Origin of the sequence: Nonomuraea sp. MTCD27, assembly GCF_041950495.1 — a bacterium.
GTDB lineage: Bacteria > Actinomycetota > Actinomycetes > Streptosporangiales > Streptosporangiaceae > Nonomuraea.
On record NZ_JBGNUW010000016.1, the window covers coordinates 235,063 to 254,794 of the forward strand.

Below are 19,732 nucleotides of genomic sequence, written 5' to 3' on the forward strand. Positions count from 1 at the left end.
CGTGCCGCAGTTGCATGACCGAACCGGGACAATGGGCACATGTGTTCGATGTCCAGGATGACGTGAGACAGGTCGAGACACTAGGCTGGTGATGTGGGCCGGTGGGACGACAGGGAGCGCGCCGCGTTGGTGGCGCTACTTCGGCACACCTCCACGGAGAAGGGCGAGCGCGAGCTCGTCCAGCGACTCGCCGATGAAGCATCGCCGGTGACGGTGCTGCGCGAGCACCTGGCGCCCGTCGACCTGTTCTCGGATCCCGTGGATGAGGCTATCGCCAGAGCCACGGAGGAGATCACGTCCTGCGAACGGGACGGCATCCAGGTGATCACCCTGGGCGATGATCATTACCCACACCGCCTCCGCGACGTGTTCGACCGGCCCCCGCTGCTCTTCGCCCGTGGGGCGGTCCGCGCTGAGGACGACGGGGTGGCGGTGGTCGGCTCCAGAGCGGTCTCATCAGAAGGCCGGGCCATCACGGCCGAGTTGGCCACGCGACTCGTGGAGCGTGGCCTCACCGTGGTCTCGGGCCTGGCCGCCGGCGTCGACACGGCCGCACATCAGGCCGCACTCCGCGCGGGCGGCCGAACGGTGGCCGTCATAGGTACGGGGATCCGCAAACATTTTCCCCCCGAAAATCGCGATCTTCATCGGGAGGTCGCGGAGCAAGGGACGGTGTTCTCTCAGTTCTGGCCGGACAGAGCACCGGACAAGACGACGTTCCCGCTGCGCAACGGCACGATGTCGGGCTACAGTTTGGCGACGATCATCGTCGAGGCCGGTGAGCGGAGCGGGACCCGCATCCAGGCGCGCAAGGCGGTGGAACACGGCCGGCCCGTGATCCTGATGCGCTCCGTGCTCGACCGCACCGAGTGGGGACGGGTCACGGCGGGCAAGCCCGACGTCCACGTGGCTCAGGACACCCACGAGGCGATGGCCATCGTCGATGACCTGCTGGACCGTCCCAAGCAGCTTGAGAGTTTCCTTTCGGGGATTGGCTGACTCCATTGTCGGAGACATCACCGGCGCTCCGGCAGATGATTCGTGAGCGGCTTGGCGCGGTCATGTCGAACCCTCTCCGCATACCGAATGTCACGTGCGACATCTGCACAGGTCCCGTCTCCCCGCAATACAGGCGGTGCTACCGCTGCAACGTGGATGCCAGCCGAGGACAAGTGCCCGTCGCGGGCCGGGTCGTCCCGTTGAGCTATGCCATTGTGGGCACCCAGGCGGACCGGGACATGTACCGGTACAAAGATCCGATGCCCGAAGCCCAGCGGCTCCGCAATCCCTCTTACCAGCGGTTACTTCTTCTCCTTCTGGGATTTTCCCGTACCCACGCGTCGTGTCTCGATGTCGTGGCCGCCAGGCCCGTCACAGGCGTGACGACGGTTCCCTCGCTTCGGGGACGTACTGGCACCCATCCTCTCGCCACGCTGGCAGCCGTCCTTCCAGATCGCTGGGCCCGGCTGAGGCTCGAAGCCGCTCCTGACATTCCGGAGGCGCAGCGACGAGAGGCTCGGCCCGAGCACTTCATCGTGCCTGATCCTGCGACAGTGGCAGGCAGGCACATCGTCGTGCTGAAGGACACCTGGGTCCAGGGCGGGCACGCGCAGTCCGCAGCCGGCCGCGCTCCTGCTCGGGGGAGCCGCGGAAGTGACCATCGTGGTCATCGCACGCCGCATCCGCACCGACTTCCAGCGATCGCTCGTGGAAGCCTCCCTGCAGCGAATTCTCACCGACCGCGAATATTCCGTGGACGTCTGCCCCGTCACGGGTGACGGCTGCCGCTCGCCGTTACCTCCTCGGCCCACACCGTAGGCCGTCATGCGATGAGCAGGACGACGCCGGCGGCTATTCCCAGCGCGAGAGAACCTGCCGCGGCCACGAGGGCGACCGTGCCCGTCCGGCTCTCCCCGGCTCCGCCCTCCTGGGCGAAGACCGGCCGGATCCAGCGCAGGTAGTAGAAGACGCTGGCCACCGTGTTGGCGACGGCCAGGACCGCGAGCCAGGCGTATCCCCCGTCCCAGGCTGCCGCGAACATCAGCAGCTTGCCGGCGAAGACGGCCGTCGGCGGGGTTCCGACGAGCCCCAGCAGGCACACGACCAGGGCGAAGGCCGTCCACGGCGACCGCCTGGCCAGCCCGGCGTAGTCGGCCAGGGTGTCCGTGCCCGCCGTGACCACGACGGCGAAGGCGCCCAGGTTCGTGATCGCGTACGCGGCCAGGTAGAACAGCAGCGCCGGCTCCGCCAGGTCCGTACGCCCGGCCACGGCCACCGGGACCAGCAGGTAGCCGGCCTGGCTGACCGTCGAGTACGCCAGCAGGCGGCGCACGTTGTCCTGGTGGAAGGCGGCCAGGTTGCCCAGCGTCATCGTGGCCGCCGCGACGACCGCGATCAGCGCGGGCTCGTCGAACACCCCGGACGCCAGCCGGTACAGAGCCGCCAGCGCCCCGATCTTGGGCACTGTCGTCACGAACGCCGCCACCGGCCGCGACGCACCCTCCGCCACGTCGGGCACCCAGAAGTGGGCGGGCACCCCGCCGGCCTTGAACAGCAGCCCGGCCAGCAGCAGGACCGCCGCCACGGCGGGGGCGCGGGTCTCGGGGTAGGCGGTGGCGCCGGAGGAGCCGTACGCGATCGTGACGCCGGCCAGCATGAGCACGCCGAGGAAGGCGCCCATCAGGTAGTACTTGAGCGCCGCCTCGGTGCCCGGCGCGTCCTTGGCGAAACCGGCCAGCGCGTACGCGGGAATGCTCGCCAGCAGGTACGCCGCCACGAGCACGAGCAGGTCCCCCGCCCCCGCCATGGCGATCGTGCCGAGGGCGGCCAGCGCGACCAGCGTGTACAGCTCGCTCTCGCGCGCGTTCCCCCTGGCCCGGCCGGCGGCCAGGCAGATGACGAGGATGGTGGCGAGGGCGACGGTGAGGCGGGTGACGTTCGTGACGCGGTCCACGACGTACCCGTCGAACGCCATCGTCTCGGGATTCATCGTGGTCGCGGCGGCCGCGCCGGCCAGTGCCACCCCGTTGGTCCAGGCCACCACGCGCTGGCGATCCCGCGCCACGAACAGGCCCGTGACCAGCCCGGCCACCGCGCCCGCCAGGATCAGCAGCTCGGGAAGCAGCGCCAGAAGGCTCATCGGCCGGCCAGCGTCACGACGGCCTGGGCGGCGGGCTCGATCAGGTCGAGCAGCCAGCGCGGTGCGATGCCGATGACCAGCGACAGGGCCAGCAGCGGGGCGATCGCGGCCGACTCGTGCGGGCGCAGGTCGGCGACCCGGCCGGTCAGCTCGCCCGGCTCGCCGAGGAAGGCCCGGTGCAGCATCCGCAGCAGCAGGGCCGCCGTGATGAGGATGCCGGTGAGGGAGACCGCGCCCGCGACCACGGCGCCCGCCCCGATGACGCCGGTGAAAATTTGAAATTCGGCGATAAATCCGGAAAAGCCGGGAAGGCCCAGCGAGGCGAACGCCGCCATCGCCGTCAGCCCGCTCAGGACCGGCGCCTGTCCGGCGATCCCGCCATATTTACCGATCTGGTAGCTCCCGGCCCGGTCCCACAGGACGCCGGAGATCAGGAACAGCGCGCCGGTGATGAGACCGTGGCTGACCATCTGCGTGACGGCCCCGCTGACCGCCAGCTCCCGCGCCGCCCGGCCGCCGCTCAGCCCGGCCGCGCCGAGGGCCAGGACGATGTAGCCCATGTGGTTCACGGAGGTGTAGGCGATCAGGCGTTTCAGGTTCTCCTGGGCGAGGGCGACCAGGGCGCCGTACAGGACGCTGAGGACCCCGATCGCGATGACCACCCAGGCGTACGCCCGCCACTGCCCCGGCAGCATGGGCACGGCGATGCGCGCCAGGCCGTACGTGCCCATCTTCAGCAGCACCCCGGCCAGGATCGCCGAGCCGGCGGCGGGCGCGTCGGTGTGGGCGGGCGGCAGCCAGGTGTGCACGGGCACCACCGGCGTCTTCACCGCGAGCCCGATCCCCACGGCGAGCAGCACCGCCGCGCCGGCCGGCGGCGGGTTCGCGATCAGGTCGGCCATGTCGAACGTGTACGGCTCGGCGGCGAGGTAGAGGCCGATGAAGCCGAGCAGCAGCGCCAGCGAGCCGAGGAACGTGTACAGGAAGAACTTCAGCCCCGACCGCGCCCGGTCCCCGTGCCCCCAGCCGACGATCACGAAGTACATGCCGACGATCGCCAGATCGAAGAAGACGAAGAACAGCAGCAGGTCGAGCGCCGCGAACACGCCGAGGCAGACGGTCTGCAGGAACAGGAACAGCGCCGCGTACGCCCGGGGCCGGTGGGTCTCGCCGAGCGAGTAGACGGCGCAGAGGAGGAACAGCAGCGAGGTCATCGCGATCAGTGGAAGCGACAGGCCGTCCACCCCGACGTGGTAGCCGGCGCCGACGGAGGGGATCCAGCGCAGCCTGGTCTCGTACGCGGTGCCGCCGCCGTACCCGGCCCACATGGCGACGACCAGGGCCAGGTCGGCGGCCGTGGCGGCGATCCAGATCCAGGTGGCCGCCCGCGCGCCGAGCCGGGGCAGGGCCAGGAGCGCGGCGGCGGCCGCCAGGGGCAGGAAGATCACGATGGAGAGCACGCTCACCTCAGGATGGCGAATGCGACGGCCAGCACGATCAGCGCGACGGCCGCCTGGGCGAAGTAGAGGTGTACCTGGCCGGTCTGCGGGCGCCGGGCCAGCGCGCCGAGGCGGCCGGCCGTGGCGGCGACCGCCCGTACGGCGCCGTCCAGCCCGGCCTCGAACGGGGCCCTGACGATCCGGGCGGCGCCCAGGCCCGCGCGGGGCACCGCCGCCACGGCGGCGTCGACCGCCCGGTCGTCGAACGCCCCGGCCGCCCCCGCCACCGCCCTGCCCGCCCGGGCGGCACCGTGCACGCCCGCGTCCAGCACCCGGTCGTCGAACCGGGCGAGCGTCCGGGCCAGCGCCATGACCGGCCGCGCGACGAGCACCACGGCCGCCCGCTCCAGACCCAGCCACCCGCCGAGCACCCCGCCCGCCCGCCGCGCCGGGACGACGACCGTACCGGGCCGGATCAGGATCACGGCGGCCACCACGGCGAGCGCCAGGCCGCCGGACAGCGCAAGGCCGCCGATCGTGGGCGCGGCCGCGCCGGGATCGCCGACCAGCCGCCCCCACGCCTCGAACACCCCGGGCACCCCCACCACCCCGAGCCCGGCGGCGGCCAGGGCGAGCACCGGCATCGGCGCCCGCTCCCACCCCGTCACCACCCGACCGGGCGGGCGACCGCCGGCAGGCCGCCCCCAGACCGCGACCAGCGCCCTGGCCGAGTACGCGGCGGCCAGCAGCGCGGCCACGAGCAGCACCGCGTACAGCCCGGGCTCCCGCACCGCCCCCAGGATCGTGTCCTTGGTCACCCACAGCGACAGCGGCGGCACCCCCGCCAGCGCCACCGCCCCCACCCCGAACGCCACCCCCACCACCGGATACCGCCGTCCCGCCCCGCCCAGCCCGCGCAACTCCTCCGTCCCGAGCGCCGACAGCCAGGCCCCGGCCCCGAGGAAGAGCAGGCTCTTGACGGCGGCGTGCGCGACGAGGTGCGCGACACCCCCGGCGACGGCCGGCAGCCCCGCCGCCGCCACCATGAACCCGAGCTGCGCACACGTGGAGGCGGCCAGGAGCTGCTTGAGATCGCGCTGCGCGACCGCGACGGCCCCGAGCAGCAGCGCCGTCACCGCCCCCGCCCAGGTCACCACGGCCGCCGCCCACCCGGTGGCGGCGAGCAGCGGCTGCACCCGCAGCAGCAGGTACGCCCCCGCCGCCACCATCGTCGCCGAATGCAGCAGCGCGGACACCGGGCTGGGCCCGGCCATCGCCCGCGACAACCAGAACGAGAACGGCAGCTGTGCCGACTTCCCCAGCGCCGCCAGCACGATCCCGCCCGCCACCAGATCCCGCCACGGAGCCTGCGGCAGCCCCGACAGCAGGAGGGCACCGCCCCCTGCCATGGCCGCCCCGGCCGCGAAATAGAGCCCCAAATCCCCGGCCCGGGTGGTGAGGAAGGCGACGGTGCCGGACCGGACCCGTCCCGGTTCGTGCCACCAGTAGCCGATGAGCGCGTACGACATGGCGCCCATGACCTCCCACCCCATCAGCAGCAGCAGGAGGTCCGTGGCCGTGACCGTCACCAGCATCGCGCCCAGGAAGATCAGCATGAGCCCGTGGAACCTGGCCTCCCGCAGCTCCCCCGCCGCGAAGACCAGCACGGCCAGCCCGGCCGCCGCCACCGTGATCACCATGACGGCCGACAGCCCGTCCACGGCCAGCCCCTCCTGGAGGAGCAGCCGGGTGGTCACGGCGGGCCTGGTCACGGCCGCGTGCGCGGCCAGCGCCAGTGTCAGCGCGGCCACGGGGATCGCCACGGCCCGGCCCGCCCGCCGTACGAGCAGGAGGGCGCCGCCCGCGCCGATGGGCAGCAGGGGCAGGAGCCACAGGAGAGCGCTCACCCTCTGAGGTCTCCGGCGTCGTCGGTCATGTCCACGTCGCGCGCGCGGAAGATCGCGGTGGTGACCGCGAAGCCCATGGCCATCTCGAGCGCCATGACCGTGACGGCGACCAGCACGAGGACCTGGCCGTCGGCGGTCTGGGGCGCGACGAAGTACCAGAAGGCGCCGCCGGCCACGATCAGCCCGTTGATCATGAGTTCGAGGCCCATCATGAGCATGACGATGGACTGCTGGGACAGGGCGCCGTACAGGCCGACGGAGAACAGCGTGGCGGCCAGCAGGAGGAAGGCTTCGAGCGTCATCGGTCGTACCGCCCCCGGTGGGTCGCCAGCACGACGGTGGAGATCATGGTCGCCAGGATGGCCACACCGATGACCATCATCACGAGCATCTTCGGCCCCATGATCGACAGGCCGAGCGCGCGCGTGGGGTCGGCGGGCGGCCGCCCCTTCCGCTCGGGCCACGGGGCCAGGAACACCCCCGCGGCCAGCAGCACGAAGACGGCCCCCGCGATCAGCTCGGCGCCCCGGGGGTTGTGCACCATCTTCATGGGGGTCAACCCGCCCGGGTTCATCATGTACATGATCATGAATACCGCCATGACCAGCATCTCCATGACCATCATCAGGATCACCAGCGCGCCCACGTAGTGCAGATCGACCAGCAGCAGCGTCCCGCCCACGGCCAGCAGCGAGGCCAGCAGCGCGAACGTGGCCCGCGCCATCGAGTCGACCACGAAGACGGCCACGCCGCTCGCCACGGCGAGGACGGCGAGCACCCAGAAGGCCACGCTCACGGGAGCACCACGATTCCGACGACCAGCGTCTGCACGAGCGCGAGCGGGATCAGCACCACCCACGCGAACTTGGTGAACCGATCCATCCGTACGGCCGGGACCCGGTGCTTGACCAGCACCAACACGCACAACACGGCCACGGTCTTGATCGCCGCCCACGCCCAGCCGGGCAGCACCGGCCCCGCGCCGCCGCCCAGGAACAACGGCACCGCGGCGGCGGCCACGACGATCAGCAGCGCGTACCGGCCGATCGTGAACAACAACCGGTCGGCCCCCGCCAGCTCCGCGGGCACCCCGCCGGCCACGTCCCGGCCCAGCGGCTGCCCCAGGGGACCCCAGAACGCCATCGCCGCCGCCGAGATCAGGTAGACCACGAACGCGACGGGCATCCACACCACGAACCACAGCTCCCGCTGAGCCGCCACCACGTCGCCGATCCGCAACGACCCCGCACCCAGCGCCACCGTGATCAGCGCGAACATGTGCGGCAGCTCGTAGCTCAGCCCCTGCACCAGGAACCGGTAGCCGCCGATCAGCGGGTACACGGAGTTGACCCCCCACCCGACCAGCCACAGGGCACCCCAGACGCACACCTCCATGGCGTTGAACCAGACGATCCCGACACTCGTGTCGAGCACGGGCGCCTCGCCGACGGGCAGCACGACGGCGGCCAGGAGGGCGGCGAGGAGCAGGGCGATGATGCCGGTACGGACGAGCAGGCCATCGGGTACGAGCGTGCGCCGCCGCCGCTGCGTCACCAACCGCGCCACCTCCCCCAACGGCACCCCCATGGCACCACGCCGCGCCCCGCCCAGGCCGGCATCGAGCGCGGCGGCCACCCACCCGAGCCCCACCAGCCCGAGCACCAGCCCCACCGCCTCACCCACGGCGCACGCCTACGTGCTCACCCACACGCTCACTAACGTGCTCACTCACTGGACACCGCCGACCCGGCGGGCAACTGCTCGACGTCCGGATCGAGGCTCGCCACGACCAACCGCCCCACGGCCAGCTCGGCCCCGGCGAGCAGCTCCGGCAACATCGAAAGCGCCGCCACGGACGTGGACCCATCGAAGTGTCCGGCCGCCCCCGCGGGCGCGCGTCCGTCCAGGGCGTCGAGAGCGGCCCCGGCCGAGTCCAGCCACCGATACGCCCGATCGAGCACGTCCCCCCGCATCCATCCCGGCCCGCCCTCGACCACCCCCGCCCCCCGAAGCATCCAGCGCAGCACCCGGGACCGCCGCACCCGCCGGGAGAACCGCTCGTAGTCGCGTCTCACCGAGGCGGCGGAGGAGCCCGCGAGCAGCCGGTCCCGGAGCGACCGGGCCTCCCTGGCCGCCGCGGGCCACCCGGCGACGCCGAGCAGCCGCCCGAGGCTGTCCAGGCGAGCCGCCGCCGCCCGCCGCCCCGCCTCCTCGCGGCGCACTCCGCCCGCCCGCCGCCAGGGCTCGTCCCAGAACCCCACGCCACCGGGGCGGCCCGGCGGTACGACCCGTACGACGGCCTCCTGGATCACATCTCCCTGCAGCACGGTCTCGACCACGAGCCCGGCGGGCCAGTCGGCCAGCACGGGCCCCAGCGGCACGTGCAGCCGATCCAGCTTCAGCCCGTCCCGATCCGGCCCGCGCTCCGCCGTACCCACCCCACCGGCCGCCCCCATGTGCCCGTCGCCGCCGTGCGTCCGATCACCCGGCGGCCCCGCAGGTCGGTCGCCCCCCGCCACACTCGACATCCCCGCAGGACGGTCGGCGTCCTGGGCCCGTTCGTCGCCCAGCACCTCGACGGCCGTGTCCAAGGCGGCGGCGACCTCGCTCTCCGACACGTCCGGCGCCAGCTCGGTTAGTGCCCGGGGCCCCGGCATGTCGTCCCAGACGGTGCCGACGGCCGCCGCCATCTCGTCCCCGGGAGTCCCGCACACCACCAGCACCCCCGCCTCGGCCGGGGCCCGCGCCGCCGGCCAGCCCCGCCGCCCGGCCTCGGCCTCGGCGAGCAAGCGGGCCCGGGTCCCGTACGGGCATCCCACGACCAGGATCCGCGGCCGGACGGCGGCCCGCCGCAGCAACCACCCGCTCACACCCACCGGAACGCCCCCTCCCGCCAGGCGTAGAGCACCCCCACCAGCAACAACGCCAGGAACGCGAACATCTCCACCACCGCCATGGCCCCCACCTCGGCCACCACGACCGCCCACGGGTACATGAAGATCATCTCCATGTCGAAGGCGAGGAAGATCAGCGTCACCGCGTACCACCGCACGTGGAACCGGGACAGCGCGTGCTCCCTGGGCCGCGCCCCCGACAGGAAGGGCCCCGCCCGCACCACCCCCCGGGGCGCGAGAAAGGCGGACACGGCATAGACCCCGGCGACCCCCACGGCGAGCAGCGCCACGAGCCCCAGCACCGCACCCATCAACCCCACCCCCGACGCGAGAACGAGAGCCGGGGTGCGCCCCGACGGGTGCCGCTCGGGAAAACGGCGTCGCGGGCGCACCCCGGCGGTCTGCCCCCTACCCAGAAATGACGATGGTGTCCTCCTTCTCGTCAACCGGCGGATCGGGCTCGTCGTCCCTCCGCCGCGTCAGGAGTCGGAGCGCCGCCACCGCCAGCACCGCCCCGCCGATGGCGGCGAGCAGCAGCGTGTACGCGGGCACCCCACCGGCCTCCTCGACCCGCGCCGAAGAAGCCTGCGCCTCCGCCGGGGTCGAAGCCGCTGCCGCTGCCGACGCCGGGGCCGACACCGGAGGAGCCGACGCCTGTGCCGGCGCAGCCGCCGCAGTGCCGGGCTCGAAGCCGGGCGGGCGCACGTCGCCCCAGTGGTTCTTGGCGCCCTCGACAGGCCCCGCCACCAGGTCAGGAGGCACGGGGTTGATCCGCAGCGAGCCGGGAACGGTGAGCGTCCCCACCTCGTACGGCCGGAACCACCCCTGTAGGCCCTCCACCTTCCACACGCCCTCGGGCACCACCACGGACGTCGCGTAGTGGGCGGCCTCGGGCAGGGCCGTCCCCTCGAACGTCACGCTCTCGCCGTCCGCCCGCGTGAGCCGCAGCCCGACGGGGTCCAGCTTGCCCACGAACGGGTGGGTGCCGTGCTGCAGCACCCAGAATCCCAGCGCGTACGACTGACCGGCCTCGAACCGGGACGGCGGCGGATCCAGGTACGTCACCGCCCACCCGCCGGCGGCCGCGGCCGGGACGGCTCCGGCGGCCAGCGCCACCGCCGCGGCCAGCGCGACAAGGATCTTCCTCATGAGACCACCTCCGGTCTACATACACCGGTGGCCGGGCCCAGGTTCTCGGGCGCCGCGCGAAAGGTGCGACATTTCCCGATACGGCGCGCACAATAGAGGCAGCGCAATGAAGGCAGAAGCGAGAATTCGGGAGGAGCGAGGAGGCTTGCGCCGTGTCCGCCGCCGGCCGCGAATATCTGACCGCGATGCTCGACGTGCTCGTTTACGAGAACGTATTGGTCGCGTGGCGACGAATGCCGCTGGGCGGCTACATGATCGTCTCACACGAGGGCGAGGAGATCCGGTTGACCGCGCAACAAGCCGCGATGTGGACGCAGGGCGCCTTCGCCGTCTACCTCGCCCTGGTGGATCAGCGCCGCATCAGACCGCGCATTCCCGGCGACAACCAGCAAAATTAACCCAAGCCTCCAAAAGCCCATATTACCGGATATGACGAGCCTTAACCGCGCGGTATACGGCTAGTTACCTCCAGCCGTTTCGACCCCGGAATGGCCGCCGGTGGCGACGGATCGGCCGGGAAGGGGGAAGACCCCCAACCCGGGAAACGCCGCCACCCCACCCCGGGAGCACCCCGATCGGGAGCTCTCAACCGCGCGGGTGCCTCATGATGCCTGGTTGTTCATGAACTGCGCGATCTTCCACTCCCCGCCGTCCCGCGTGAGCACGAACAGCTCCCGGTAGTTGTCGCCCCCCTGCTTGCTCGTCGAGCGGACGATCGCGTCGTCGCTGCCGGCCGTACGCGCCTCGTCGATGGTGTGCGTGGCCTTCCCCATGTCGTTCGCGCCCTGCAACTGCTTCTGGAACAGGGTGCGGATCGCCTGGCTGCCCTCCGCCGTGGCCTCCCCGTCCACGGCGGCGATCCCGTCGTCGGCGAACGAGCTGACGACCTGGTCCACGTTCCCCGACTTGAGGGCGTTGAAGTAGCCCTGGACGGCCGACTGCGCCTGGCCGCCGGCCCCGGTCTCGGTCGGCGTGGCCTCGCCGGTGTCCGTGGCTTCGGGAGAGGAGGTGTCGGTCTCCTCCGGTGGCATGGAGTCCATGTCGGTGGGCGTGCCGGGGCTCGCCGCCCCCTTCATCGCCTGCGTGTTGCTCCCGGCGGAGCAGCCCGCGACGAGGAGGGCGGGGACGATCGCGGCCAGCAGGAGTGCCCTGCGCTGAGAAATCTTGCTCATGACCGCTTTGATGCCCGCGTCCGTCGGCGGCGAATGCGGGGTTTAGGCACTCCGCACGACCCCTTTGCCTGGTCCGGGTATTACTCACCGTAACGGTTCACTGGAATTGGCGAGACAGGTCAGTGCCGTGATCGTTGTCGTCCCGAGACCAGCGCGAACGGGAGCGCCGATACCGTCCATCCAGTGCCGCGAACCCAGGCGAACCCCGAACCTCTCCCCCAGCGCGAGGAAGCCGAACGTTGTGACAGCGTCGAGTCCGGACGTCGATGCGTGCTTCCGGCGGCCCACCGCAGCCCACATGTCTATCCCCCGGTGGAAGCGGGCGCCGCGGAGACCCAGAGCCTAGCCTGACGTTCGCCCGCGTCGCAGCCGGTACGCGAAGAAAGACCGGGCCCCAGGCCGTACGACCCGGGGCCCGGTCCTCGCCGGAGAGTTCCGCTAGACGCCTACCTCCACCCGCTGCTCCAGGCTGACCTCCACGTGCCCGCCGGTGCCCACCCGCACGGAGTAGACCGGCACCGACACGCCCCCGTCGTCCAAGCAGCGCCCCGTCACCAGCGAGAACACCTGCTTGTGCAGCGGGGAGGCGACCGTCGGCTCACCCTTCCTGGTGCCGACGATGCCGCGGGAGAGCACGTACGCCCCGCTGAAGGGGTCGAGGTTGTCCAGCGCGTACAGGTCGCCGTCGTAGGTGCGGAAGACGGCCACCTGGACGCCCTCCACCAGGGCGCAGACGCCGCGTTCCGGCGGCAGCACGTCGTAGGCGCAGATCGTCGTCCAGTTCATCGGGCCATCACCGGCTTGATCTGGCCGCGCTCGTTGCCGAACACGATCGACGGGTCGGGCATCCCGGGGGCGTTGACGAAGCTGACGAACCTGCTCAGCTTCTGCGGGTCGTCCAGCGTGGCCTGCCACTCGTCGGCGTACGTGGCGATGTGGTGCTCCATCTGCGCGTCCAGGTCGGCGCAGATGCCGAGCGAGTCTTCCATGATCACCTCGCGGAGGTAGTCGAGCCCGCCGTCCAGCGACTCGAGCCAGGCGGCGGTGCGTTGCAGCCGGTCTGCGGTGCGGATGTAGAACATCAGGAACCTGTCGATGGTCCTGATCAGCTCGTCGGTGGACAGGTCGTTGGCCAGCAGGTCGGCGTGGCGGGGCTTGAAGCCGCCGTTGCCGCCGACGTACAGGTTCCAGCCCTGCTCGGTGGCGATGATGCCGAAGTCCTTCGACCGGGCCTCGGCGCACTCGCGGGCGCAGCCGGAGACGGCCGACTTCAGCTTGTGCGGCGAGCGCAGGCCGCGGTAGCGCAGCTCCAGCGCGATCGCCATGCCCACCGAGTCCTGTACGCCGTAGCGGCACCAGGTCGAGCCCACGCACGACTTCACCGTACGCAGCGCCTTCCCGTACGCGTGCCCCGACTCGAACCCGGCGTCCACCAGCCGCCGCCAGATCTCCGGCAGCTGCTCGACCCGGGCCCCGAACAGGTCGATGCGCTGCCCGCCGGTGATCTTCGTGTAGAGGCCGAAGTCGCGGGCCACCTCGCCGATCACGATCAGCTTGTCCGGCGTGATCTCGCCGCCCGGGATGCGCGGGACCACCGAGTACGTGCCGTTCTTCTGGATGTTGGCCAGGAAGGCGTCGTTGGTGTCCTGCAGCGCGGCGCGCTCGCCCTCCAGCACGTGCCCGTTGTGCAGCGAGGCCAGGATCGAGGCCACGGCCGGCTTGCAGATGTCGCAGCCCCGGCCCTGCCCGTGCTCGGTGATGAGCTGGGAGAACGTCGTGATCTTGCGGACCCGTACGATGTCGAACAGCTCGGCCCGCGAGTACATGAAGTGCTCGCACAGCGCCTTGCTGACCTCGACGCCCGACTTCTCCAGCAGCTGCTTGAGCATCGGCACGCAGCTGCCGCAGGTCGTGCCGGCCCGCGTGCACGCCTTGATCCCGGGCACGTCGGTGACGCCCTTGTCGGCGATGGCCGTGCGGATGTCGCCCGCGCACACGTTGTTGCACGAGCACACCTGCGCCTCGTCCGGCAGGTCGAGGCTCGCGCCGGCCCCGCTGAACAGCAGGTCCGACGGCGAGGCCGGCAGTGCCTTGCCCACGAACGGCCGCAGCGAGGTGTACGGCGAGGCGTCGCCCACGCAGATGCCGCCGAGCAGCGTCTGCGCGTCGTCGCTGATGAACAGCCTCTTGTAGACGCCGCCCACCGGGTCCATGTAGGTGACGTCGAGCGCCCCCTCCATCGCCCCGAACTGCGCCACCTCGACGCCCAGCAGCTTGAGCTTCGTGGACATGTCGGCGCCCTCGAACGTCGAGGAGCCGCCCGTGATCCGGTCGGCCGCCACCTCGGCCATCGTGTTGCACGGCCCCACGAGCCCGTACACCATGCCGCCGACCAGCGCGCACTCGCCGACCGCGTAGATCGACGGGTCGGAGGTGCGCATCCCGGGGTCGACCACGATGCCGCCCCGCTCGCCCACGTCCAGGCCCGACGACCTGGCCAGCTCGTCGCGCGGCCTGATGCCCGCGGAGAACACCACGACCTGGGCGTCCACCAGCGTCCCGTCGGGCTTGCGCAGCCCGGTCACCTGGCCCCCGCCGTCGGTGACGATCTCCTTGACGCCCGCGCCGGCGTGCACGCTCAGCCCGAGCCCCTCGATGTGCGACTTGAGCACCGAGCCGCCGCCCTCGTCCACCTGGCGCGGCATCAGCCAGGGGCTCATCTCGACGATGTGCGCCTTCAGGCCGAGCGCCCGCAGCGCGTCGGCCGCCTCCAGGCCGAGCAGGCCGCCACCGATCACGACGCCCTCCACGGCGTCCTTGGCGGCCACCCTGATCGCGTCCAGGTCCTCGATGGTGCGGTAGACGAAGGCGTGCTCGGCGCCCGGCACCGGCGGCACGAACGGGGCGGAGCCGGTGGCCAGCACGAGCACGTCGTAGGGCTCGGTGCCGCCGTCCGCCAGCGTGACCAGCCGGGCGTCCCGGTCGATGCCGGTGACCCGGGTGTTCAGCCTGGTCACGATGCCGGCGGGCACCTCGTAGGTGAGGTCCTCGGCACTGGTGCCCGAGAGGTAGGAGGTCAGCGCCACCCGGTCGTACGCGGGGCGCGGCTCCTCGCCGATCACGGTCACGGTGCCGTCGAAGCCCTTGCCCGCGAGGGTCTCGACGAGCCGGTGAGCCGTCGGTCCGTACCCTACGACGACGATCCTGTTCATACGGAGACTCCTTCTTGCTCGCACAGCCAGCCGACGATGCCCTCCACGGCGTCGCGGCAGGTCCCGCATCCGGTCGTGGCCCTGGTCGCGGACGCCACCGCGGCCACGTCCCGCGCGCCGGCCTCCCAGCACGCCCTGATCTGGCCCTTCGTCACGTTGTTGCACTGGCAGACCTTGGCCGCGTCCGGCATCAGCGTCGGGCTGTCGGCCACGGGCGCCGACGACAGCCCGGGGAACAGCAGCCCGGCCCGGTCGCCCGGCAGCGGCCCGCCGCGGTCGAACAGCTGGGTGAGCGTGCCGACGGCGTCGCTCTCGCCCAGCAGGATCGCGCCGACCAGCCGGCCGTCGCGGATGACGAGCTTGCGGTAGGTGCCGCGGGCGCGGTGGCTGAAGCGCACCACCTCGGCGTGCTCCTCGCCGAGCTGCGTCTCGCCCATCGCGGCCAGCTCGACGCTCTTGGCCTTGAGCCGGGTGACGAGCCGGGAGCCGCGGTAGAGCGCCTTGCCCCCGGTGATGACGTCGGCGGCCACGGATGCCTGCTCCCAGGCGGGCGCCACCAGGCCGTACACGGTGCCGTCGTGCTCGGCGCACTCTCCGATGGCGAAGATCGACGGGTCGTCGGTGCGCAGCTCGTCGTCCACGACGACGCCGCGGCGCACCTCCAGGCCCGCGTCGGCGGCCAGGCCGGTCACCGGGCGGACGCCGCAGGCCAGGACAACGAGGTCGGCCTCGATCAGCTCGCCGTCGTCGAGCCGGACGCCGCCCTCGTCCACGCCGGAGGCGCTGACGCCGGTGCGGATCTCGACGCCGAGCCCGGCCAGCGTCTCGCCGAGCACCTCGCCGGCCTCGACGTCGAGCTGGCGCTCCATGAGGTGCCCGGCCAGGTGCAGCAGCGTGACGGGCAGGCCGCGCCCGGCCAGGCCGCGGGCGGCCTCGATGCCGAGCAGGCCGCCGCCGACGACCACGGCCCTGCGGGCCCGCTCGGCCGACTGCATGATGCGCTCGCAGTCGTCGAGCGTGCGGAACGGGATGGCCCGCTCCACGCCGGGGATCGGCGGCACGATGGCGTCGCTGCCGGTGGCCAGGACCAGCAGGTCGTACGGCTCGCGCCGCCCGTCCTCGGTCACGACGTGCCGGGTCTCCCTGTCGATGTGGGCGACCGCGCTGCCGAAGGCGGCCTCCACGTTGTGCGCCTCGTACCAGGAGGCGTCGACGAGCCGCACCTGGTCGGGGCGGGAGCTGCCGGCCAGCACGTTCGACAGCAGAATCCGGTTGTAGGGCCGGCACGTCTCCGCGCCGAACACGGTGATCTTCATGTGCGGGTCACGGGTGCGCACCTCGCTGACCAGGCGTGACCCGGCCATCCCGTTGCCCACGACGACGAGCCTCATGAGTCCCTCTCCACCCTGACCGCGCAGACCTTGAACTCCGGCATCCTCGACGTCGGGTCGAGGGCCGGGTTGGTGAGCCGGTTGGCGCCCTCCCAGTGGAAGGGCATGAACACGGTGTCGCGCCTGATGGCGTCGCTGATGCGGGCGACGGCCTTGGCCTCGCCCCTCCTGCTGCTGACCCGCACGATGTCCCCAGCGGCGATGTCGAGCTGCTCGGCAAGGTCCGGGTGCAGCTCGACGAACGGCTCGGGAGCCGCCTGGACGAGTGGCGCGATCCTGCGGGTCTGGGCGCCGCTCTGGTAGTGGGCGAGCACCCGGCCGGTGCTCAGGTAGACGGGGTAGTCCTCGTCGACCTCCTCGGCCGGGGGCCGGTGCTGGACGGGCACGAACCTGGCCCGGCCGTCCGGGGTGGCGAAGGAGTCGAGGAACGGCCGCGGCGTTCCCGGGTGCCGGGAGGAAGGGCCCTCGTCGGGGCAGGGCCAGAACACGCCGGTCTCGTTCACGATGCGGTCGTAGGTGATGCCGGAGTAGTCGGCCAGGCCGCCCTGGCTGGCGCGGCGCAGCTCGTCGAACACCTCGGCCGGCTCGGTCTCGAAGCGGTGGCCGAGCCGCTCGGCCAGCCCGGCGATGACGTCCAGGTCGCTCCGGACGCCCTCGGGCGGGGTGACGGCCCGGCGGCGCAGCAGGACGCGGCCCTCCAGGTTCGTCATGGTGCCGGTCTCCTCGGCCCACTGGGTCACGGGGAAGACCACGTCGGCCAGCGCGGCGGTCTCTGACATGACGAAGTCGCAGGCCACGAGCAGGTCGAGCGCGCCGATGCGCTCGGCCACGTGCTCGGCGGCCGGGGCGGAGATGACCGGGTTGCTGCCGAACAGCAGCAGCGCCCGCGGCCCGCCGGGGGTGCCGAGGGCGTCGAGCAGCTCGTACGCCGACCGCCCGGGCCCGGGGATCTCCTCGGCCGGGATCCCCCAGATCCGGGCCATGTGCTCCCTGGCCGCCGGGTCGTCGATCTTGCGGTAGCCGGGGAGCTGGTCGGCCTTCTGCCCGTGCTCGCGGCCGCCCTGCCCGTTGCCCTGCCCGGTCACGCACCCGTAGCCGGAGCCGTGGGTGCCGGGCAGGCCCAGCGCGAGGGCCAGGTTGATGAACGCGGTGACGGTGTCGGTGCCCTTGGCGTGCTGCTCGGCGCCGCGCCCGGTCAGGATGTACGCCTTGTCCACCGCGGCCATCGCCCTGACGGCCTGCCGCATCTGGTGGACGGGCACCCCGGTGATCCGCTCGACGCGCTCGGGCCACCAGGAGGCCAGCGAGGTGCGTACCTCGTCGAACCCGGTGGTCCTGGCGGCGACGTACTCCTCGTCCACCAGCTCGTCGGCGATGGCCAGGTGCAGCATCCCGAGGGCCAGCGCCAGGTCGGTGCCGGGGGTGGGCTGCAGGTGCAGCCAGGCCAGCTTGGCCGTCTGGGTGCGGCGCGGGTCGATGACGATCACGCGCGGCCCGGACAGGTGGCGGACGAAGGGCGGCATGGTCTCGGCCACGTTCCCGCCGGCCAGCATGACGACGTCGGCGTCGTCCAGGTCGGTGATCGGGAACGGCATGCCCCGGTCCATGCCGAACGCCCTGGTGGAGGCGGCGGCGGCCGAGGACATGCAGAAGCGGCCGTTGTAGTCGATCTGGCTGGTGCCGAGGGCGACCCTGGCGAACTTGCCCAGCGTGTACGCCTTCTCGTTGGTCAGCCCACCCCCGCCGAACACGGCCACGGCGTCGGGGCCGTGCTCGGCGCGGATGGCGGACAACCGGTACGCCACGTAATCAAGCGCGACGTCCCATTCCACGGGCTCGCCGTGCAGGAGGGGGGTGGTCAGGCGCTCGCCGTTGGTGAGCAGCTCGCCCGCCGTCCATCCCTTCTGGCACAGCGCGCCCGAGGCGTTGGCCGGGATGTCGGTGCGCGGGCTGATGGTCAGCTCGCGGCCGGTCTCCGTGACCTTCTCCGCGGTTATCTCCATGCCGCACTGCAGGGCGCAGTACGGGCAGTGCGTCTTCGTCGCCACATCAGACCCGGGCATGGGCGAGGCTCGCCACCACGTTGACGCCGACCTTGCGGGTGTAGCACCACCAGGTCAGGGCGAAGCAGGACACGTAGAAGAGGCCGAAGGTGAGGAAGGCGGGGGTCGGGGTGCCGGCCGCGGCGAACGACATGCCGAACGCGCGGTTGATGAGGAACCCGCCGAGCGCTCCGACCGCCGAGATGATGCCGATGGCGGCCGAGGCCTGGCGCTTGCCGTACAGCAGGGCCTCCTCGCTCTCGCCGCGCTCGGCCACCGCCTTGGCCTGGAAGATGGCCGGGATCATGCGGTAGGTGGAGCCGTTGCCGATGCCGGCGGTGAGGAAGAGCAGCTGGAAGGCCAGGAAGAACAGCCAGAAGCTGCCGGAGGTGCTCGCCGCCCAGACCAGCAGCACGCCGCCGCCCATCGCGGCGAAGTTCCACAGCGTGACCGGGGCGCCGCCGAGCCTGTCGGCCAGCAGGCCGCCCAGCGGCCTGATCAGCGACCCCACCAGCGGGCCGACGAAGGCCACCACCGCGAAGGGCGCGTCGGGGAAGAGGCTCTTGCTCAGCAGCGGGAAGGCGGTGGAGTAGCCGATGAACGAGCCGAAGGTGCCGATGTAGAGGAACGACATGATCCAGGTCTGGGCCTTGCCGGCGACCGCGAGCTGGTCGCGGGGGTTGGCCCTGGCGCTGGTCAGGTTGTCCATGAAGAACCAGGCGCAGGCGGCGGCGACCACGATGAGCGGGATCCAGAACCAGCCGGCGGCGGCCAGGCCGAGCGAGCCGATCACCAGGGGCATGACGAGCTGGACCGAGCTGACGCCGACGTTGCCGCCGGCGGCGTTCAGGCCGAGCGCGACCCCCTGCTTGTTGCGGGGGTAGAAGTAGGTGATGTTGGCCATGCTGGAGGCGAAGTTCCCGCCGCCGACGCCGGCCAGCGCCGCGATCACCAGGAAGAGCCAGTAGGGCGTGTCCGGGTTGTTCACCGTCACCCCGAGGAGCACCGCCGGGATGAGCAGCAACGTCGCGCTGACCACGGTGAAGTTGCGCCCGCCGAACTTCGCGGGCCCGAACGTGTAGGGGACCCGCAGGACCGAGCCGATCAGGTTCGGCAGGGCGACCAGCCAGAAGAGCTGGTCGGTGGTGAACTCGTACGACCCCATCTTGGTCGCCACGATGCTCCACAAGGTCCATACGGTGAAGCCGAGGTGTTCGGCAAAGATCGAGAAGATCAGGTTGCGCCGTGCGACGCGCTTGCCTGTCTTCTCCCAGAAGGCTGGGTCATCGGGGTGCCACTCGGCGATCCAGCGCGCCATCGACCTCTCCTACGCTCGGCGTCCGGGGATCTCCAAGGTAGGAAGCGCTCGTTACGCACTTTGACCGTG

18 protein-coding genes are annotated in these 19,732 nt (G+C 71.8%); 3 read left to right on the forward strand and 15 right to left on the reverse strand.

Annotated elements, in window-relative coordinates; genetic code table 11:
• The first annotated feature begins 93 nt into the window (after positions 1–93).
• Positions 94–999: a DNA-processing protein DprA gene (locus ACBJ59_RS39855; RefSeq protein ID WP_375115312.1), complete on the forward strand. Its 906-nt coding sequence runs from the start codon at positions 94–96 to the stop codon at positions 997–999.
• A 654-nt stretch (positions 1,000–1,653) separates the two neighbouring features.
• Positions 1,654–1,818, forward strand: a complete 165-nt coding sequence (locus ACBJ59_RS39860) for a hypothetical protein (protein WP_375115313.1) — start codon at positions 1,654–1,656, stop codon at positions 1,816–1,818.
• Positions 1,819–1,822: 4 nt separating this feature from the next.
• Here the strand turns inward: ACBJ59_RS39860 and ACBJ59_RS39865 are convergent, their stop codons facing one another.
• The 9 genes from ACBJ59_RS39865 to ACBJ59_RS39905 form a co-directional block, all read right to left on the reverse strand.
• Positions 1,823–3,139 (reverse strand): NADH-quinone oxidoreductase subunit N, encoded by a 1,317-nt coding sequence (locus ACBJ59_RS39865; protein ID WP_375115314.1) that lies wholly within the window; start codon positions 3,137–3,139, stop codon positions 1,823–1,825.
• Complete coding sequence (locus ACBJ59_RS39870) at positions 3,136–4,605, reverse strand: NuoM family protein (RefSeq protein ID WP_375115315.1); 1,470 nt, start codon at positions 4,603–4,605, stop codon at positions 3,136–3,138. The genes ACBJ59_RS39865 and ACBJ59_RS39870 overlap by 4 nt, the downstream gene beginning before the upstream one ends.
• Positions 4,602–6,485 (reverse strand): NADH-quinone oxidoreductase subunit L, encoded by a 1,884-nt coding sequence (locus tag ACBJ59_RS39875; RefSeq protein ID WP_375115316.1) that lies wholly within the window; start codon positions 6,483–6,485, stop codon positions 4,602–4,604. The genes ACBJ59_RS39870 and ACBJ59_RS39875 overlap by 4 nt, the downstream gene beginning before the upstream one ends.
• Positions 6,482–6,787, reverse strand: coding sequence for an NADH-quinone oxidoreductase subunit NuoK (gene nuoK, locus ACBJ59_RS39880; RefSeq protein WP_375115317.1), 306 nt, complete (start codon positions 6,785–6,787; stop codon positions 6,482–6,484). The genes ACBJ59_RS39875 and nuoK overlap by 4 nt, the downstream gene beginning before the upstream one ends.
• Positions 6,784–7,281, reverse strand: a complete 498-nt coding sequence (locus ACBJ59_RS39885) for an NADH-quinone oxidoreductase subunit J (RefSeq protein ID WP_375115318.1) — start codon at positions 7,279–7,281, stop codon at positions 6,784–6,786. The genes nuoK and ACBJ59_RS39885 overlap by 4 nt, the downstream gene beginning before the upstream one ends.
• On the reverse strand, positions 7,278–8,168 hold the full coding sequence (locus ACBJ59_RS39890) for an NADH-quinone oxidoreductase subunit H (RefSeq protein ID WP_375115319.1): 891 nt from the start codon (positions 8,166–8,168) through the stop codon (positions 7,278–7,280). Before ACBJ59_RS39890 ends, ACBJ59_RS39885 begins: the two co-directional genes overlap by 4 nt.
• 41 nt (positions 8,169–8,209) lie before the next feature.
• Complete coding sequence (locus tag ACBJ59_RS39895) at positions 8,210–9,355, reverse strand: hypothetical protein (protein ID WP_375115320.1); 1,146 nt, start codon at positions 9,353–9,355, stop codon at positions 8,210–8,212.
• Positions 9,352–9,690, reverse strand: a complete 339-nt coding sequence (locus tag ACBJ59_RS39900) for an NADH-quinone oxidoreductase subunit A (RefSeq protein WP_375115321.1) — start codon at positions 9,688–9,690, stop codon at positions 9,352–9,354. The genes ACBJ59_RS39895 and ACBJ59_RS39900 overlap by 4 nt, the downstream gene beginning before the upstream one ends.
• Positions 9,691–9,787: 97 nt before the next feature.
• Entirely contained in the window at positions 9,788–10,528 is a 741-nt protein-coding gene (locus ACBJ59_RS39905; RefSeq protein WP_375115322.1) for a hypothetical protein, read from the reverse strand.
• A gap of 152 nt (positions 10,529–10,680) precedes the next feature.
• Here ACBJ59_RS39905 and ACBJ59_RS39910 point away from each other — a divergent pair, with 152 nt between their 5' ends.
• Complete coding sequence (locus ACBJ59_RS39910; protein WP_375115323.1) at positions 10,681–10,926, forward strand: hypothetical protein; 246 nt, start codon at positions 10,681–10,683, stop codon at positions 10,924–10,926.
• A gap of 204 nt (positions 10,927–11,130) precedes the next feature.
• On the opposite strand, the gene ACBJ59_RS39915 is transcribed toward ACBJ59_RS39910, so the two are convergent.
• From ACBJ59_RS39915 to ACBJ59_RS39940, 6 genes are all read right to left on the reverse strand, one after another.
• On the reverse strand, positions 11,131–11,700 hold the full coding sequence (locus ACBJ59_RS39915) for a nuclear transport factor 2 family protein (RefSeq protein WP_364125359.1): 570 nt from the start codon (positions 11,698–11,700) through the stop codon (positions 11,131–11,133).
• Positions 11,701–12,138: 438 nt separating this feature from the next.
• The gene (gene nirD / locus ACBJ59_RS39920) at positions 12,139–12,486 is read right to left on the reverse strand and encodes a nitrite reductase small subunit NirD (RefSeq protein ID WP_375115324.1); all 348 of its coding nucleotides are present in this window, start codon (positions 12,484–12,486) and stop codon (positions 12,139–12,141) included.
• Positions 12,483–14,912, reverse strand: coding sequence for a nitrite reductase large subunit NirB (gene nirB / locus ACBJ59_RS39925; protein WP_375115325.1), 2,430 nt, complete (start codon positions 14,910–14,912; stop codon positions 12,483–12,485). Before nirB ends, nirD begins: the two co-directional genes overlap by 4 nt.
• On the reverse strand, positions 14,909–16,303 hold the full coding sequence (locus ACBJ59_RS39930; protein WP_375115326.1) for an FAD-dependent oxidoreductase: 1,395 nt from the start codon (positions 16,301–16,303) through the stop codon (positions 14,909–14,911). Before ACBJ59_RS39930 ends, nirB begins: the two co-directional genes overlap by 4 nt.
• On the reverse strand, positions 16,300–18,366 hold the full coding sequence (locus tag ACBJ59_RS39935; RefSeq protein ID WP_375115327.1) for a molybdopterin oxidoreductase family protein: 2,067 nt from the start codon (positions 18,364–18,366) through the stop codon (positions 16,300–16,302). The genes ACBJ59_RS39930 and ACBJ59_RS39935 overlap by 4 nt, the downstream gene beginning before the upstream one ends.
• A complete protein-coding gene (locus ACBJ59_RS39940; RefSeq protein WP_375115328.1) occupies positions 18,353–19,663 on the reverse strand; it encodes an MFS transporter in 1,311 nt (436 codons plus the stop codon). Before ACBJ59_RS39940 ends, ACBJ59_RS39935 begins: the two co-directional genes overlap by 14 nt.
• Positions 19,664–19,732 lie beyond the last annotated feature (69 nt).

What these genes read in the sequence shown, in the direction of transcription:
- ACBJ59_RS39865 (WP_375115314.1), bottom strand. Translation starts at nt 3,139, where the DNA reads ATGAGCCTTCTGGCGCTGCTTCCCGAGCTGCTGATCCTGGCGGGCGCG.
- nuoK (WP_375115317.1), bottom strand. Translation starts at nt 6,787, where the DNA reads ATGACGCTCGAAGCCTTCCTCCTGCTGGCCGCCACGCTGTTCTCCGTC.
- ACBJ59_RS39900 (WP_375115321.1), bottom strand. Translation starts at nt 9,690, where the DNA reads ATGGGTGCGGTGCTGGGGCTCGTGGCGCTGCTCGCCGTGGGGGTCGCC.
- ACBJ59_RS39905 (WP_375115322.1), bottom strand. Translation starts at nt 10,528, where the DNA reads ATGAGGAAGATCCTTGTCGCGCTGGCCGCGGCGGTGGCGCTGGCCGCC.
- ACBJ59_RS39915 (WP_364125359.1), bottom strand. Translation starts at nt 11,700, where the DNA reads ATGAGCAAGATTTCTCAGCGCAGGGCACTCCTGCTGGCCGCGATCGTC.
- nirD (WP_375115324.1), bottom strand. Translation starts at nt 12,486, where the DNA reads ATGAACTGGACGACGATCTGCGCCTACGACGTGCTGCCGCCGGAACGC.
- nirB (WP_375115325.1), bottom strand. Translation starts at nt 14,912, where the DNA reads ATGAACAGGATCGTCGTCGTAGGGTACGGACCGACGGCTCACCGGCTC.
- ACBJ59_RS39930 (WP_375115326.1), bottom strand. Translation starts at nt 16,303, where the DNA reads ATGAGGCTCGTCGTCGTGGGCAACGGGATGGCCGGGTCACGCCTGGTC.
- ACBJ59_RS39935 (WP_375115327.1), bottom strand. Translation starts at nt 18,366, where the DNA reads ATGCCCGGGTCTGATGTGGCGACGAAGACGCACTGCCCGTACTGCGCC.
- ACBJ59_RS39940 (WP_375115328.1), bottom strand. Translation starts at nt 19,663, where the DNA reads ATGGCGCGCTGGATCGCCGAGTGGCACCCCGATGACCCAGCCTTCTGG.